The 14,103-nt window shown below is 68.6% G+C and carries 18 protein-coding genes; 9 read left to right on the top strand and 9 right to left on the bottom strand.

The genetic code is table 11. The annotated features are described in order from the left end of the window. Window position 1: 1 nt before the first annotated feature. From ACFFIA_RS37960 to ACFFIA_RS42640, 3 genes are all read right to left on the bottom strand, one after another. The gene (locus ACFFIA_RS37960) at window positions 2-337 is read right to left on the bottom strand and encodes a DUF202 domain-containing protein (RefSeq protein ID WP_377260980.1); all 336 of its coding nucleotides are present in this window, start codon (window positions 335-337) and stop codon (window positions 2-4) included. Next, window positions 334-657 carry a YidH family protein gene (locus tag ACFFIA_RS37965; RefSeq protein WP_377261016.1) on the bottom strand — a complete coding sequence of 108 codons (324 nt, stop codon included), beginning with the start codon at window positions 655-657 and terminating at the stop codon, window positions 334-336. The genes ACFFIA_RS37960 and ACFFIA_RS37965 overlap by 4 nt, the downstream gene beginning before the upstream one ends. 120 nt (window positions 658-777) lie before the next feature. Continuing rightward, a complete protein-coding gene (locus ACFFIA_RS42640; protein ID WP_512700737.1) occupies window positions 778-987 on the bottom strand; it encodes a beta-galactosidase small subunit-related protein in 210 nt (69 codons plus the stop codon). A gap of 100 nt (window positions 988-1,087) precedes the next feature. Here ACFFIA_RS42640 and ACFFIA_RS37970 point away from each other — a divergent pair, with 100 nt between their 5' ends. The 3 genes from ACFFIA_RS37970 to ACFFIA_RS37980 are packed head-to-tail and all read left to right on the top strand — an operon-like array spanning window position 1,088 to window position 3,044. After that, window positions 1,088-1,849 (top strand): FadR/GntR family transcriptional regulator, encoded by a 762-nt coding sequence (locus ACFFIA_RS37970; RefSeq protein WP_377260983.1) that lies wholly within the window; start codon window positions 1,088-1,090, stop codon window positions 1,847-1,849. Continuing rightward, window positions 1,846-2,133, top strand: coding sequence for a sulfatase-like hydrolase/transferase (locus ACFFIA_RS37975; protein ID WP_377260986.1), 288 nt, complete (start codon window positions 1,846-1,848; stop codon window positions 2,131-2,133). The genes ACFFIA_RS37970 and ACFFIA_RS37975 overlap by 4 nt, the downstream gene beginning before the upstream one ends. Continuing rightward, window positions 2,067-3,044 (top strand): tetratricopeptide repeat protein, encoded by a 978-nt coding sequence (locus tag ACFFIA_RS37980; protein WP_377260988.1) that lies wholly within the window; start codon window positions 2,067-2,069, stop codon window positions 3,042-3,044. The genes ACFFIA_RS37975 and ACFFIA_RS37980 overlap by 67 nt, the downstream gene beginning before the upstream one ends. A 44-nt stretch (window positions 3,045-3,088) precedes the next feature. Here ACFFIA_RS37980 and ACFFIA_RS37985 read toward each other — a convergent pair whose 3' ends face one another. Further along, window positions 3,089-3,301: a hypothetical protein gene (locus ACFFIA_RS37985; RefSeq protein ID WP_377260990.1), complete on the bottom strand. Its 213-nt coding sequence runs from the start codon at window positions 3,299-3,301 to the stop codon at window positions 3,089-3,091. Window positions 3,302-3,832: 531 nt separating this feature from the next. Between ACFFIA_RS37985 and ACFFIA_RS37990 the strand changes: the two genes are divergently transcribed. Beyond that, the gene (locus ACFFIA_RS37990) at window positions 3,833-4,462 is read left to right on the top strand and encodes a GOLPH3/VPS74 family protein (RefSeq protein ID WP_377260992.1); all 630 of its coding nucleotides are present in this window, start codon (window positions 3,833-3,835) and stop codon (window positions 4,460-4,462) included. A gap of 166 nt (window positions 4,463-4,628) precedes the next feature. On the opposite strand, the gene ACFFIA_RS37995 is transcribed toward ACFFIA_RS37990, so the two are convergent. The 3 genes from ACFFIA_RS37995 to ACFFIA_RS38005 all read right to left on the bottom strand — a co-directional run bounded on the left by ACFFIA_RS37995 (window position 4,629) and on the right by ACFFIA_RS38005 (window position 7,474). Beyond that, window positions 4,629-5,879 (bottom strand): hypothetical protein, encoded by a 1,251-nt coding sequence (locus ACFFIA_RS37995; protein ID WP_377260994.1) that lies wholly within the window; start codon window positions 5,877-5,879, stop codon window positions 4,629-4,631. After that, a complete protein-coding gene (locus tag ACFFIA_RS38000) occupies window positions 5,876-6,415 on the bottom strand; it encodes an RNA polymerase sigma factor (RefSeq protein WP_377260996.1) in 540 nt (179 codons plus the stop codon). Before ACFFIA_RS38000 ends, ACFFIA_RS37995 begins: the two co-directional genes overlap by 4 nt. Before the next feature lie 213 nt (window positions 6,416-6,628). Next, window positions 6,629-7,474, bottom strand: coding sequence for a helix-turn-helix transcriptional regulator (locus ACFFIA_RS38005; protein ID WP_446686995.1), 846 nt, complete (start codon window positions 7,472-7,474; stop codon window positions 6,629-6,631). A gap of 263 nt (window positions 7,475-7,737) precedes the next feature. Between ACFFIA_RS38005 and ACFFIA_RS38010 the strand changes: the two genes are divergently transcribed. Then, on the top strand, window positions 7,738-8,712 hold the full coding sequence (locus tag ACFFIA_RS38010; RefSeq protein WP_377260998.1) for an SDR family oxidoreductase: 975 nt from the start codon (window positions 7,738-7,740) through the stop codon (window positions 8,710-8,712). Between the two features lie 46 nt (window positions 8,713-8,758). On the opposite strand, the gene ACFFIA_RS38015 is transcribed toward ACFFIA_RS38010, so the two are convergent. Beyond that, window positions 8,759-9,487: a TetR/AcrR family transcriptional regulator gene (locus ACFFIA_RS38015; RefSeq protein ID WP_377261000.1), complete on the bottom strand. Its 729-nt coding sequence runs from the start codon at window positions 9,485-9,487 to the stop codon at window positions 8,759-8,761. Window positions 9,488-9,604: 117 nt separating this feature from the next. Between ACFFIA_RS38015 and ACFFIA_RS38020 the strand changes: the two genes are divergently transcribed. After that, window positions 9,605-10,315, top strand: a complete 711-nt coding sequence (locus ACFFIA_RS38020) for a hypothetical protein (RefSeq protein WP_377261002.1) — start codon at window positions 9,605-9,607, stop codon at window positions 10,313-10,315. Window positions 10,316-10,589: 274 nt separating this feature from the next. Here the strand turns inward: ACFFIA_RS38020 and ACFFIA_RS38025 are convergent, their stop codons facing one another. After that, the gene (locus ACFFIA_RS38025; protein WP_377261004.1) at window positions 10,590-11,168 is read right to left on the bottom strand and encodes a dihydrofolate reductase family protein; all 579 of its coding nucleotides are present in this window, start codon (window positions 11,166-11,168) and stop codon (window positions 10,590-10,592) included. Window positions 11,169-11,379: 211 nt separating this feature from the next. Between ACFFIA_RS38025 and ACFFIA_RS38030 the strand changes: the two genes are divergently transcribed. The 3 genes from ACFFIA_RS38030 to ACFFIA_RS38040 all read left to right on the top strand — a co-directional run bounded on the left by ACFFIA_RS38030 (window position 11,380) and on the right by ACFFIA_RS38040 (window position 14,049). Beyond that, window positions 11,380-11,952 carry a histidine phosphatase family protein gene (locus ACFFIA_RS38030; protein WP_377261006.1) on the top strand — a complete coding sequence of 191 codons (573 nt, stop codon included), beginning with the start codon at window positions 11,380-11,382 and terminating at the stop codon, window positions 11,950-11,952. A gap of 372 nt (window positions 11,953-12,324) precedes the next feature. Beyond that, on the top strand, window positions 12,325-13,071 hold the full coding sequence (locus ACFFIA_RS38035; RefSeq protein ID WP_377261009.1) for a DJ-1/PfpI family protein: 747 nt from the start codon (window positions 12,325-12,327) through the stop codon (window positions 13,069-13,071). Between the two features lie 180 nt (window positions 13,072-13,251). Continuing rightward, window positions 13,252-14,049, top strand: coding sequence for an alpha/beta fold hydrolase (locus ACFFIA_RS38040; protein WP_377261011.1), 798 nt, complete (start codon window positions 13,252-13,254; stop codon window positions 14,047-14,049). Window positions 14,050-14,103 lie beyond the last annotated feature (54 nt).

The following is a 14,103-nucleotide window of genomic DNA, read 5'->3' on the forward strand; positions in this document are numbered from 1 at the left end:
GTCAGCCGACGAGGACGGCGAGGGCAGCGGCCAGGGCCACCAACGTAACCAGCAGTACACTCCAAGCCGCGAGCCGGCCGTCGGGCAAGGACTCCCCGCCGCGTAGCGCCCGGTGACTGTCGCGATATCGGGCGCGGGCCGCCACCGCCACAGCCACCATCACCGGTGTGGCGACGACCGCGAGAGCGGCGGCGACCACCGTGTGGATCGGCAGCAGGTGCCGCACCAACGCGCACAACAGGACCGCGCTCGCCAACGCGGTCCGCGACCAGGCCAACGCGGTCCGCTCCGGCTGAGCCTCCGGGCTCCACAGCCGGGCGTCCGCATCCCGCGTCACGCGATGACCGCCAGTACCAGCACCACACCGGCCAGGCTCAGTCCGACGGCCAGCGCGATACCGAACAGCATCGCCGGCAACGGCCGACCACGCCGCAGTGCCCGCTCGCTGAGCGCCCACCGCAGGAACGCGAAAGCCGGCACGAACGCTCCCGATCCCACCAACACGACGGCGGCCACCTGCGCGGCGTTCCCGTCCAGCAGCGCCTTGACCGCGACACCAGCGGCCACCAGACCGAGCGCGGTACGGATCCAGGCCAGAAACGTCCGCTCGTTGGCCAAGGTGAACCGCGGGTCCGGCTCGTGCCCGGACCGGTACACCCACAACGGCCAACGGACGCCCGCGTCTGACTCCCCGTCCGACGATCCCCGCGACGCCACCAAACCTCCGCCCTCTCCAAACGACAACCGCCCCAGGCCATCCAGCCACCGGCCCGCGCCTCACACCGCTGGTCGGGTCTCCCGCAACGTCAGCGCGATGGATGCCGGACTCGCGTGCAGCAGGAACGGTGTCTGCGGTCCCGGGCCGCACGCGGCGCTGCCCAGACCGTGATGCGCGATGTCGGTGTTGACGATGATCGGGTCGCTGGGAGCCAGGCCCGTGGCGTGCCGGTCTCCCCCACCGCGCTGAGCGTCTCGCCGTTGCTGCAAGATGTCCTACAGATTTCATCACCGTAGGCGGCGCTCATCACAGTGTCAAGACTGGCAAGATATCCTACAAGTCGATGCGAACGGGAGGTCGACCAACAGCGTGACGACTCGGCAGGACGACGCACAGCCGGAATTCCGGCGGCTCAGCAACAGCCCACCGCTGCACCAGATCGTGCAGCAGGAGATCAGAAACTACATCCTCAAACAGGGCCTGCGCCCCGGCGACCCACTCAAGCCAGAATCCGAACTAGCCCGACTGTTCGGAGTCAGCCGCAACTCCGTCCGCGAGGCGGTCAAGGCACTGGAGTCCACCGGCGTCCTGGAAACCCGACGCGGCAGCGGCGTCTACGTATGCGACTTCTCCTTCACCCCACTGCTCGACCACCTCCCCTACGGCCTCATGCAAGACCACCGGGCCCTACGAGAGTTGGTCGCGTTACGAAAGACCCTCGAAGCCAGCCTGATCACCGACGCCATGCGAGCCATGTCACCCACCAGCATCGCCGCACTACGAGAAAACCTGGACACGATGCGTGAACTCGCCGAACAAGGCGAAGGCTTCGCCGAACAAGACCGCCACTTCCACCAACTATTGTTCCGCGACCTCGGCAACACGATGCTGCTACGCCTCTTCGACCAATTCTGGCTCGCCTACCACGCCGCGGCACCACCCGCACGCGGCCGCACACCGATGGACGCCTACCACGGCCACACCGCCATCCTCGACGCCATCCTCACCGGCGACCCAGACCAGGCCCGCGCCGCGATCCACGACCACTACATCGGCATCGAGGCCAAACTCACCGAGAACTCGCCGGCCGAAACACCGCCACCCGCGGAGACCGCCACGGAAGCGGGTTGACCGACCGCACCGGCAAGGCCGAGGACACCGTCGTCATCGTCACCTCCGACAACCGCGGACTGTCCACAGCGGAGGGTTCACCGACCAGCAACCTGCCGCTGGCCCAGGGCAAAGGCTGGACCGAGGAGGGCGGCATCCGCGCACCGCTGATCGTACGCTGGCCCGGCGTGGTGGCCCCTGACACGGGGGTCCGCGAGCCGGTCACGATTGGCTGCCCGTGGCGGAGGCGGGTCTGGACGCGGCCGCCAGAGCCGGCGACGACGTCGCGCGGACCCCGATGCTGATCAGCCGTGGACAGGCGCTGTGGTCGGCCGGCCGGGACGAGGAGGCGCTGTCCGGTTGCCTCGCCGGCGAACAGCTCGCGGTCGCCACCGGCTGGACGACGGCCGCGGCGTACCTGTCCCACCACATCGGATGGCTCCATCTTGAGCAGGGCAGGCTCGCCGACGCGGACGTATGGCTGCACCGCGCGCTTGAGTTGACGAAGGACGACCAGCTCGGCCACGTACGGGCGGTCGCGCTCAACGGACTCGGCGTGATGCGGCTGTGGCAGGGCGACCTGCTGGACGCCGCGGAGCTGCTCAACGCGGCGCTGGCGATCAACGAGGCGACCGGCCGGGAGACGTCGGCACTGGCCAACCGGGGCAACCTGGCGAGCGCGCTACGCCAGCTCGGCGCGGAGGCCCACGCCTCCGCACTGCTCACCGAGGTGCTCGCGGCATACCGGAAAATGTCGAACATGCGCGGCGAGCTGTCCACTTTGGACGAGCTGAGCCAACTGCACAGTCAGCGTGGAGACGCCGCCACCGCGCTGGAGGTGGCGAGGCGGGCGCACGACATGGCGATCGCGGTCCACGACAGGAAGGCCACGGCACAGACCGCGGCGACTGTGGCACAGGCACACCTCGCGCTCGGCGACGCCACGGCCGCCGCCCAGTGGTTCGAGCACTGCGTAACGATCGCGCACGACACCTACCCCTTCGTGGAGGCACAGGCACTGATCGGCCTCGCCACCGCCCGGCTCCGCACCGGCGACCCGACGTCGGCGAGTTACACCGCCGAGCAGGCCGCGAGGATCGCCGGATCCCATGGTTTCCGCCTGCTCGAAAAGCGGGCACTGGCCGCGCTGCGCGCGTCGACACGACCCGGGCGGACCGGCATGGACGGACCACCTCCGCGGATTGTCCATCCATAATAGACAGTGCCGGGACGGACGGCGAACGGCGGCCCTGGCGGGCTTCACCCGTCCCGACGGGCCCTGGTCTCGCGACGGCGCTGGCCGGCCCGGTCCAGCCAGTTGTAGACCGCGTCGCACGCCGCGATGACGAGCGCGACCAGCCCCAGGATGCCGGTGATGACGGCGACCGGGACCAAACTCAGTACCGCGCACAGCACCGCCACGACCAGGAGCCCGACGCCGACACCGAGGCTCCACCTCACGATGCCGCTCATGCTGCCTCCAACTCTCCGGGCAGAGTACGCAGCCCGTTCGCCCCGACTCCCTGGAGCGTGTATGCCACCGGTGCCGTTTGCCGTCGCGCTCCGTGCCCCTCAGCACGTGGACGCGGCGCCAGCCAGCATAGACGGGTCACGTTCCTCCGCCGCGACGTCCCCCACGCTCGCCCTCAGCTCGAACGACGACCGGTCTTGACACTATCAAAGTGATATCACTTTGATAGTGTAGGACGTCATCGCTTCCAAGGAGCCGACATGACGGAACGCCTCGACCTGCCCGCCCCACAGGTACACCGGCGCATCGCCCGCGGCCCCTCGGGCTGGCCGCCCTGATCGCCTCGGCTGGTCTCACCAGCTCGATCCGCCGGCGCACTCGCGCGCTGGCTCGCGGACCAACTTCGCAGCACGAACACCCCATCGAGTACCTCCCGCGCAAGACCTCTCGCCGACGCCGGCCGCCTTCCCGGCGAAGTCGGCCGGACGCGGACCCGGCAGACCCCCGCCACACCAGACCGGAAGAGGAATGACATGGCAGTCCCCGACAGCCTCCCCCAGCGCGTCTTCCTGCTGGCCTACAACCCCGACAAGGGCAAGGTCCGCGCGGGCTCCAACCTCGGTGCCGTGCTCCGCGCCGCGGCGCTCGCCGACCTCTACCTCAGCGGCCACCTCACCGACGAACGCGGCCGCGCCGCCATCGGAGTCCGACACCCCTGCCACGATCCCGTCCTCGATGCGTTACTCGAAGAGATCGCCGGCTCCAGGCCACACAAATGGCACTCCTGGGTCTCCCGCAGGCAGCGCGCCGCCGTCAGAGCGGTACGCCAGCAGCTCGGCGATGGTGGCTGGGTCCGCCTCGAACCCAGCAGAATCCTCGGGCTGTTCCCCACGACCAAGGTGACCATCCGCGACCCTCGCGTCCGCAAGAGACTCCTCGGCCGGGTCAACGGCGCCCTGAGGAAGCCCATCGGCGAAATCGACCCCGCCGACGCCGCACTCGTTGCCATCGTCACCGCGGCATGCCTCAAGCACGTCGTCGACCGTAAGACCAGACGCGCCAACAAGCGGCGCATCCAGGAACTCACCAAGCTCAGCGGACCGATCGGCCCCGCCCTGCACAAATCGATCCAGTACGCGGCGCTCGGCGGCGAGGCCGGTTAGCTGTCCCTCCGGGCACTCGCGCTCATCGCGGTGGCCGTGCTCGCGGTCACGCTCACCCGGGCGGGGCGGTCATCACTGTCGCCCCCTACCGCCGCCGGGCGGAGCATGGCCGTGGACGGCGCATCTCTCGTCGAGGTCCTGGCCGCCAGCCCAACCGCGGCAAGGCTCAGAGCGTCGCGATCTCGAAGGTGGCGCGGTTGTTCTTGGTGTTCCCGTCACCGGTCTTCGAAACCTCGACATGCTGCGTGACGGGACGATCGACGCCCGGGTCGACGCCACCGGGTATCTCGAACAAGAACATGTGCTCCCGAGACGCTCCGGGTGCGAGCTCGGCGTAACCGCAGTTGACGACGCTGTACGTCACCTCGCCGCCGGCGGTCGACTCCCGTTCCGGCTCGCCGTACCGGCAGTCCTTCCACGAACCGCTACCCACCGGCACATCTGGCGTGATCGTGGCCAGCCAACGCAGGGTCAAGGTACCCGCCGGCGCCGCCGCCCGACCGGCATTGCAGACCGTGATGGCCATGTCGCCGCGCCACGGTCCGCCGTCCACGGGTCGGGGGCCAAGGGTGAGGGCGGTGGCGACCACGGACAGGTCGACGCCTGGCCGCGAGGTCTTCGACGAGCACAAAGGCCGGGCGGGCTGCGAGACCGATCCGACCGAATCCGCCGATCTGATCTTGAAGGTGGCCCGGTTGTTGCCAGGGTTCACGTCACCGGTCCTGGATACCTGAACGTACTGCGCGACAGGGCGACCGAACCCCGGGTCGACACTGCCGGGTATCTCGAACGTGAGCATGTGCTCCCAGGCAGACCCTGATGGCAGCGCGGGATGACCACAGTTGACGACGCTGTATGTCACCTCGCCGCCGGCGGTCGACTCCCGTTCCGGCTCGCCGTACCGGCAGTCCTTCCACGAACCGCTACCCATCGGCACATCTGGCGTGATCGTGGCCAGCCAACGCAGGGTCAAGGTACCCGCCGGCGCCGCCACTCGACCGGCGTTGCAGATCGTGATGGCCATGTCGCCGCGTCGCCGTGCGTTCGGCTGGTCGCCCCGCACCGGCCCCATCGCGATGTCGGTCGCGGCAACCGACAGGTCGACGCCTTGCCTCGGGGCATTCACCGGGCACCTGGCCAGCACCGGCGGCGTCTCCAGTGTGGGCGGCGCGATCGATCCACTGGGTGGAGCCGCGGGCGTATCGTCTGGTCCGCTGCCCGCCAGGACCGCCGGGGTCACCACGAGTGCGGTGGCCAGCGCACTGGCGGCGACCAGTCCGGTGGCGCGCCGCCGGCGTCGCCGGCGGACCGTCGACTCCACCATCGTCAGGCGGTTTGGTGCCGGGCTGGGCACGACCCCCTGGAGATCACGGAACGCCGACCGCACAAGGGCGTCGTCGGCATCGGGGTTCGTCATCGCCCGTCTTCCTTTCCTGTTTCTCGCAGGTAGCTCGCCAGCGCGGTCCTGCCGCGGTGCAACCAGGACTTGACCGTGCCGGGTGCGACGTCCTCCTGTTGCGCGATCTCCGCTATGGGTAGGTCGGCCAGGTAGTGAAGGATGACCGCACGACGCTGTCGCGGCGGCAGTTGCGCCAGCCCGGCCGCCAGCGCGACCCGGTCGGGACCGGGTCCCGCGACCGCCTCGGTCCGCTGACGGTGCAAGAAGTCGGCCGCGATCCGAAGCCGCCGCCAACGGGTGCGCGCGAGGTTGTAGGCGACCTGCCGCACCCAGGCGACCGGGTTGTCGTACGCGGAGACCTGCTTCCACCGGCTGAGGGCACGGCAGAACGCCTCGTGCACCAGGTCTTCGGCAACCGCGGCGTCGCCGGTGTACGCGAACAGCTGCACGGTCAAGCTGTGCACGTGCGTCGCGTACAGCTCCGTGAAACCATCCGCTACCACCGGCGGCACCTGCACCGTCCGTAGCACCGCCTCGTTCACACTGGTCAACATCCCTCCCAGGCCGCTGGCACACCCCGGCTGGCGCCGCACGTAAAACCAACGGAGGCTAGGAAAGGTTGCAGCCGACTATTGGCCGCCCTGACTTGCAATCGGCGCCGCCGTTGTAAGAGACGCCGGCTACGCCAAGCGGGCTGCCCTGCCGAGCGCGATCATCCCACGGCGCGCGCAGACCCGTCAGACCGTCCATGGTTACGCGTTCGGGCACTATCGCGGGACGATGTCTTGATTTCCGATGACGGAGAGAAGCTGCAGTTTCTCGTAGCTTTCGCTGCCGGGTACGGCGGTGTAGACGAGCAGCATGTGTGACTGCTCCGGGTCGAGAAGCACCTGGCAGGCAAGTTCGAGGGCGCCGAGCTGGGGGTGAACGAAGCGTTTGGCCTCGTTGAAGCGGATGCCGACTTCGTGTTCGTTCCAGACGGTGCGAAACTCCTCGCTGCGGGAGAGCAGGAGGTGTTGGAGACGGGCGGCCCGTGAATCGGGTCCGCGGAGTGTGACCGTGCTGCGCAGCCCGGCGGCGTATACGCGGGAGTGGGTCTCGTGGTCGTCGGGGTGGTACAGCGCCCGGCAGGCCGGGTCGGTAAACCACCGGTAGCCGATGCTGCGGGCCGGGCCGGTGTAACGGGTGAGGTCGCCGGTGAGCGCGACGCCGAGCGGTGTCTGCCGGAGGGTCTCGCCGAGCTCGGTGACGATCTCGGCGGGCGTGTCGATGAGTCGGTCGAAGATGCGGAGCAGGCCGGGACTGATGTGTTCGCTGGTCGCGCCTCTGGTGGGAGGATTGTGCCCGGCGAGGCGAAACAGGTGGTCGCGTTCGTCGAGTGACAGATGCAGACCCTGCGCGATCGAGGCGATCATCTGCTCGGACGGGTGAGGCCCGCGCTCCCGCTCCAGCCGGCTGTAGTAGTCGACGGAGATGTGACAGAGCGTGGCGACCTCTTCGCGGCGCAGACCGGTGGTTCTGCGCCGCTGCCCGCGCGGGAGGCCGACGTCTTCCGGCTGCAACGACTCTCGCCGGCGACGCAGGAACTCGGCGAGTCCGGCTCGATCGATCACGGCTGCTTCCTCCCTGCTCACCGGTCCTGTTTCGTTCTACCACCGGTGCCTGAACCGCAGCCTCGGATTGTCGATCCCCCCTTCGCGGCCGGCTCGGTCCGGGCAGCCTCGGATTGACAGGCCGTGGATAACCCGCCGGATCGGGCGCAGCCTGAAATCGCATCCAGTTTCCATAGGAACGGGCGTACGGACCGAACTCACTCGAAAATCAATGTGGTAACCGGATCGCTCCGGAATCGATGAGGAGAAGCGAGGAAGAACACATGGCACGCACACGGCCCGACATCACCGTTCCCAACCTTTCCGACAAGCTCGCCGTCGTCACCGGCGCGAGCGACGGCGTCGGATTGGGCCTGGCGACCCGCCTCGCCGCCGCGGGCGCCGAGGTCGTCATGCCCGTCCGCAACCGCCGTAAGGGCGAGGCGGCGATCGCGAAAATCAAGCAGCGGTACCCGAAAGCCGTCCTGTCCCTCCGGGACCTCGACCTGTCGTCGCTGGGCTCGGTCGCCGCGCTGGGCGCCACGCTGCACGGCGAGAACCGTCCGATCCACATCCTCGTCAACAACGCCGGCGTGATGACTCCACCGGACCGGCAGGCCACCGAAGACGGGTTCGAACTGCAGTTCGGCAGCAACCACCTGGGCCACTTCGCGCTCGTCTGCCACCTGCTGCCGCTGCTGCGTGCCGGACGCGCCCGCGTGACCTCGCAGATCAGTGTCGCCGCGAACCAGTACGCCATCAACTGGGACGACCTGAACTGGGAACGGTCCTACCACGGCCGTCGCGCGTACAGCCAGTCCAAGATCGCGTTCGGCCTGTTCGGGCTCGAGTTGGACCGGCGCAGCCAGGCCGCGGACTGGGGAATCACCAGCAACATCTCCCACCCCGGCGTCGCCCCGACCAGTCTTCTGGCCGCGCGCCCCGAGATGGGCCGGACAAAGGACACCGCCGGCGTACGCGTCATCCGCGCTCTCTCCCGCCGCGGCATCCTCCTCGGTACGGTCGAGACCGCGCTGCTTCCGGCCCTGCTCGCCGCCACCTCCCCGGACGCGCGCGGCGGTCGCCTCTACGGTCCGAGCGGCATCGGGAACCTGTCCGGCGCGCCCGCCGAACAGGCCCTCTACTCCCGGCTCCGCAGCGCGGATGACGCCAAGCGCATCTGGCAGATCTCCGAGAAGCTCACCGGCACCTCGTTCCCGCAGGATCTGTCCGCGCTCGATCCGAGGGCCGGCAGGTGAGGCCACACGCGTCCGCGCGAAATACCGGCCTCCCGCAGCGGCTGTCTCATCGGGTATCGATGGCGGCGATGCCGTCGATGATCCTGTCCAGGCCGAAGGCGAACTCGTCGTCGGAGTACGCCACCGGACCGTCCAGTGCCCCCAAGGTGAGGATGCTGGCGAAGGCCGGGTATCTGTCGGCCGTGACGAAGGCACGCAGGATCGCGCCGTAGGCCGGCGAGTCCGCCTGGCCGGCGGCGGTCTCGATCACCGTCGCCAAGCGTGCCTGTTCGCGGGTGTATCCGGTGACGAGCGTGACGACACGCAGGCGCTCCACCGGACCCAAGGTGGTGTCGTCGAGCGCTCGAAGGATGTGCTCGCCCCAGGTCAGCTCGTTGGGCGTGGTCGACGGCCCGGTGGAGGGCACGTCAAGCATCCACGGGTGGGCTCGGTACGCCGCGAACAGCTCCCGGGCGATGACCCGCAGGCGGTCGGGCCACTCCTGCCCTCGCTCGGCGGGGAGATCCGGCGGAGCGGCCGCCCGGTCGCGCATGAGGATCAGCAGGTCTGCCTTGGACCGGACGTAGCGGTACAGCGCGGTCGTGGCGCAATCCAGTACCGCCGCGACCTTGGCGAGCGAGACCTCGGCCAAGCCGTGACGGTCCGCCATCTCCACGGCGGCGTCGACGATGTCGTGCAACTCGAACGCCGGCTTCGGCCCCGGCCGCTCCTGCGCCTTGCCACGCCAGGCCAGCTCGATCGCATCCGGTATCGGCTTCCGCACGCCCTCGCTCATCGACCCGTCCGCTCCTTTGCCCTGCACACAAGCCTCAGTGTATGGTTTTCACCGTTAATGGTGAACGGCGTTCGCCATTGAACCTGAGGTTCGCACAGGCAGCCGATCGGAGCGCACATGGACTCTCGTGAACGACCAAGCCCTCTCCTGGGGTTCTGGGCGAGCATCGCGTTCCTCGTCACCACCGCGGCCTATCTCGTCGCGCTCGTGGTCATGATGGCTACGGGCGGCGACGATCCGGCCGTCGAGCCCTGGGCCACCGTGTTCAACGTCCTCAACCTCGTCGCCCCGCTCATCGGCGTCCCGATCTGGTGCTCGGCGCATCTGCTCGCGCCCGCACGCGCCCGCGCCTACACCCTGTCCGCGTGCGTGTTCGCCGCGGGCTGGGCGGCGAGCGTCACCATCAACCGCTTCATCGGGATGACCCTCGTCCCGCAGTCGACCCGGTCAGGCGACACGCAGGGACTGGAATGGTTCCTCACCTACTCATGGCCCTCCGCCACCCGCGCCATCGAGATGCTCGGCTGGGGAGTGTTCTTCGCCCTCTCGTGCCTGTTTCTGGCCGCCGCGTTCACCCGGGCCGGACTGGAACGAGCCATCGCCATCACTCTGGCGCTCATCGGGGTACTCAGCTTCATCGGCGCCACGATCGGTCTCGCCATCGACTCCGAGACCCTGATGGGAACAATCGCCCCCATCGGCTGGGGCGCAGGACCGGCGGTCGCCGCCGCGCTACTGGCCATCTGGTTTCACCGCCAACCCCGCGCCGTAATCAACTTACCGAACGCGTCCGCGACAGCCACCGAACCGGCTACGGCCCAGCCGTGAACCAACACGACGACGCCGTGATCCTTCGTTTTCGCTATCAAGCTTTCGCTTTGTTGGTGGAGTCCGGGAGGCCTGGTTGGTGTGGGAGGGAACAGCGGCGCTGGCCACGCGACAGTGCCGCGACGTCACGTCTCGCTGCTGACGCGGATCACGTCGAGCCCACCGGCGGCGGCATGGGCCGTTCGCCATCGCCGGTCATCGACACGGTCGGGTTGGGGACGCGGAAACTCCGGCTCAGGATGGGCTGCGTGGCGAGGTGGATGCGTGGACGGACTCAGACATGCAGGGTGGGCCGGTAGATGAGCTCTTGGATGCGGCCGTCGAGCGTCCGGCTCTCGATCAGCTCAAGGTCGAAGTCGGCCGCACCCTGAAAGATCGCGTCCAGCCCGGTCCGACCGGTGATCACCGGAAAGAGCGTCACCTGGACGCGGTCGACCAGACCGGCGGCCATCAGCGCGCGGTTCATCGACAGGCTGCCGTGCGAGCGCAACGGCACGTCGGACTCCTCCTTGAGCCGAGCGACGACGTCGACGGCGTCACCGCTCACGACGTTCGCATCCGGCCAGTCGAGAGATCCTTCCAGCGTGGTCGACACCACCGTTGCCGGCAGGCTCCTCATCCGGGTGACCCACGCGTCACGCACCTCGGACTCCTCGGTGCTCGATGCCAGCATCCGCGCGAACGCCCGGTACGTGTTGGCCCCGAAGACCATCCGCTGCTCCTCGCCGTACAGGGCGAGGCGGTGGTCGAGCAGCTCGGGGCCTTGCTTGCCCCAGTAGCCGGTCCAGTTGCCGCCGGCAGCGCCGAAGCCGTCGAGGCTGGAGAAGACGTCGAACGTGTAGGTAGCGGTCATGATGCTCTCCTCAAGTGCGGTTGATCGCCTGTTGGAGATACAGACTGCCGACCACGGCGAAACTCATCGCCCTTGGACGCCTGGAGTCGGCGGCCTGCCGATCGAGACACACATCGCTGCAAACGAGGGCTTCCCTCGCTCGGCCGGTCGTTCCGTGCCTCCGTGATCTATCGTTCTCCTCGTCGCACAAGGACCCGGAGGGCGGCCCACGATGGCTCGGACACAGCTGTATCTCGTCCGCCACGGCGAACAGGATCCGGCGCCCGGTCACGCTGCGGACGGAGGCCTTTCGCACCTCGGTCGCGAGCAGGCGGACCGCCTGGGTCGGCGGCTGCGTAAGGTGCCTTTCTCGGCGATCCACCACAGCCCGTTGGCTCGGGCGGCCCAGACCGCCGACATCGTCGCCGGTCACCTCCCGCATGTGCCACGACACGACTGCGATCATCTGGCGGATCGAACGCCGGTGCCCTCCGTCGGACAACGCGGCCGATACCCGGACCGGTGGCTTGCCTGGCTCGACGGCGTGCCCGACGACGAACGCGACGAAGACGCGAAGGCCCTGCAGGCCGCTGTCGCACATTTCGGTGTCGTCGGCGACAACGACCGGCATGAACTGCTGATTACGCACAACTTCGTCATCGGCTGGTTCGTCCGGCACATGCTCGACGCCCCGATCTGGCGGTGGATTGGCCTCAACCAGGCACACTGCGCGATCACCATCGCGCAGTGGGATTCCGACCGACCGCCGACCTTGGTCAGCTTCAACGACACAGGGCACCTGTAGCCGCGCGGCGTCCGCTCATCAACGCAGGGCTGTCAACGCATCGGCCGCCATCGCCGGCCGACCGCTGGCCGCCGGTGAGCAGGGCGTCGACGCATTCGGCGCGTTGAACGTGCACATCTTTGCCCGGCCCTCGCGCCGCCGCCTCCGCGCCCTACGAGCGCGATTCCCGAAGAGGGTCCCTTTCTCGCCTGTCCAACATGGACATCGACGCTGTTGAGATGTCGGCTGCTCGGTGCGGTTGCGTTTCCAGGCCGCGGTACGCCATCGCGACGAGTACATGGCCGCCACCTTCGTGCGAGCCCGAATCAGGCCGGAACCAGTGGACACCGCGGCCCGACTATCCATTCAGGCGTTCCTTGGGAGGGAGTCGGTATGAGCGGACGGCGGGCGGTCCTTCGAGCGGCAGCAGGCGGCGTCGGGTTAGGGCTGTCCGCGGCCCTCACGACACCGGCGACAGCCTCGACCGGCGGTGGGCCGCGGATCGCGATCCTGCTCTACGACGGACTCACCGCGTTGGACGCGGTCGGCCCGTACGAAGTGCTCTCCCGTGTGCCCGACGCATCCGTCGTCACCGTAGCCAAGCGGGCCGGGCAGTTGCGCACCGACACGGGAGTGCTCGGGCTGGTCGCCGACCGGTCCCTGCGGCAGGTCCGGCACGCCGACGTGCTCCTCGTGCCTGGCGCCAGCGAACGCGGCGTCACCGCCGCCATGCAGGACACCGAGACCATCGACTGGGTGCGGCGCATCCACCGGCACAGCACCTGGACCACGTCGGTGTGCACGGGAGCGCTGATCCTCGGCGCCGCGGGCCTGCTCACCGGTGTGCCCGCCACCACATACTGGGCGTCCCGCACCTACCTGCGGGACACCTTCGGGGCGGTACTCACGCCCGGCCGGTTTGTCGAGTCGGGAAAGATGATCACGGCGGCCGGGGTGTCCGCCGGCATCGACATGGCCCTGCACCTGGCCGCCAAACTCGCCGGCACCCAGGTCGCGCAGGCCCTGCAACTCGCGGTCGAGTACGACCCCGCTCCCCCCTTCGACACCGGCAGCCCGGACAAGGCCGGCCCCGAGTTGCAGCAGCTCGCCCTGCGACTGCTCGCCGCATCCGCCCGCTGAGCAAGGACCAGCCTGGTTCGTACCGGCCACCCTCGGGCACAGCACCCTGACCTCCGTAGGGCCGGACAGCCATCGCCCGCGGGCTCGCCAGCCGGCAGCCGGCGACGTTAGTAACCGTTAATCATGGGGTAGTACGGTTACTAGACGGCATCCGATCCTGGCGAGTGGGAGGAGTTCGCTGTGCGGCACGTAGCGAAGACGAGGCACCGGTATCGGGAGCTGGAGGGCTTGCGGGTGCACTATCGGGAGGCGGGGGTGGCGTCGTCGACGGCGGTCGTGCTGCTGCACGGGTTCCCCAGCTCGTCGTACTCGTTCCGCGACGTCCTCCCCGCTCTGGGAGAGCACGCGTACGCGGTCGCGCCCGATCTTCCGGGGTTCGGGTTCTCCGACGCCCCGGGCCTGGAGGAGTACGAGTACACCTTCGAGCGGCTGTCGCAGGTGATCGAGGCGCTGGTCGAGGACCTCGGGATCGAGCGGTACGTGCTGTTCGTGACCGACTTCGGCACGCCGGTGGGGTACTTCATGGCGACCCGCCATCCCGAGCGGGTGCTGGGCTTGGTGGTGCAGAACGGCAACACCCACGAGGCAGGGTTGAACGAGGGGTGGGATGCGTCGCGCCGGTTCTGGGCCGAGCCGACCGAGGAAAACAAAGCGGCACTGCCGGAGTGGCTGAACTTCGACGGCACCCGCGACCAGTACCTCGCCGGGTTGCCAGAGGAGTTGCGGGAGTTGCATCCGCGAGAGTCCTGGCACCTGGACTGGGAGCGCCTGTCGAGGCCGGGCAACACCGATGTGCAGTTTCAGCTCTTCTACGACTACCGCAACCACGTCGCACGCTTCGACGAGATCGCGCGATACCACGCCGAGCACCAGCCGCCTTGTCTGGTGCTGTGGGGCCGGCACGACACCTTCTACGACATCGCGGAAGTGCTCGCCTACCACCGGGCGATGACGTGCTTCGAGGCACACATCTACTAGTGCTTTGTCATGATCTTCGTTGGCGTCTGTCTTCGGTTCCGTTGCGGTAAGCGG

This window comes from Phytohabitans kaempferiae, from assembly GCF_042433955.1.
GTDB classification, from domain to species: domain Bacteria; phylum Actinomycetota; class Actinomycetes; order Mycobacteriales; family Micromonosporaceae; genus Phytohabitans; species Phytohabitans kaempferiae.

Excerpts from the sequence above, each read along its gene's own strand:
- ACFFIA_RS37985 (WP_377260990.1), bottom strand. The coding sequence starts at position 3,301 with ATGAGCGGCATCGTGAGGTGGAGCCTCGGTGTCGGCGTCGGGCTCCTG.
- ACFFIA_RS37990 (WP_377260992.1), top strand. The coding sequence starts at position 3,833 with ATGGCAGTCCCCGACAGCCTCCCCCAGCGCGTCTTCCTGCTGGCCTAC.
- ACFFIA_RS37995 (WP_377260994.1), bottom strand. The coding sequence starts at position 5,879 with ATGACGAACCCCGATGCCGACGACGCCCTTGTGCGGTCGGCGTTCCGT.
- ACFFIA_RS38000 (WP_377260996.1), bottom strand. The coding sequence starts at position 6,415 with ATGTTGACCAGTGTGAACGAGGCGGTGCTACGGACGGTGCAGGTGCCG.
- ACFFIA_RS38010 (WP_377260998.1), top strand. The coding sequence starts at position 7,738 with ATGGCACGCACACGGCCCGACATCACCGTTCCCAACCTTTCCGACAAG.
- ACFFIA_RS38015 (WP_377261000.1), bottom strand. The coding sequence starts at position 9,487 with ATGAGCGAGGGCGTGCGGAAGCCGATACCGGATGCGATCGAGCTGGCC.
- ACFFIA_RS38020 (WP_377261002.1), top strand. The coding sequence starts at position 9,605 with ATGGACTCTCGTGAACGACCAAGCCCTCTCCTGGGGTTCTGGGCGAGC.
- ACFFIA_RS38025 (WP_377261004.1), bottom strand. The coding sequence starts at position 11,168 with ATGACCGCTACCTACACGTTCGACGTCTTCTCCAGCCTCGACGGCTTC.
- ACFFIA_RS38030 (WP_377261006.1), top strand. The coding sequence starts at position 11,380 with ATGGCTCGGACACAGCTGTATCTCGTCCGCCACGGCGAACAGGATCCG.
- ACFFIA_RS38035 (WP_377261009.1), top strand. The coding sequence starts at position 12,325 with ATGAGCGGACGGCGGGCGGTCCTTCGAGCGGCAGCAGGCGGCGTCGGG.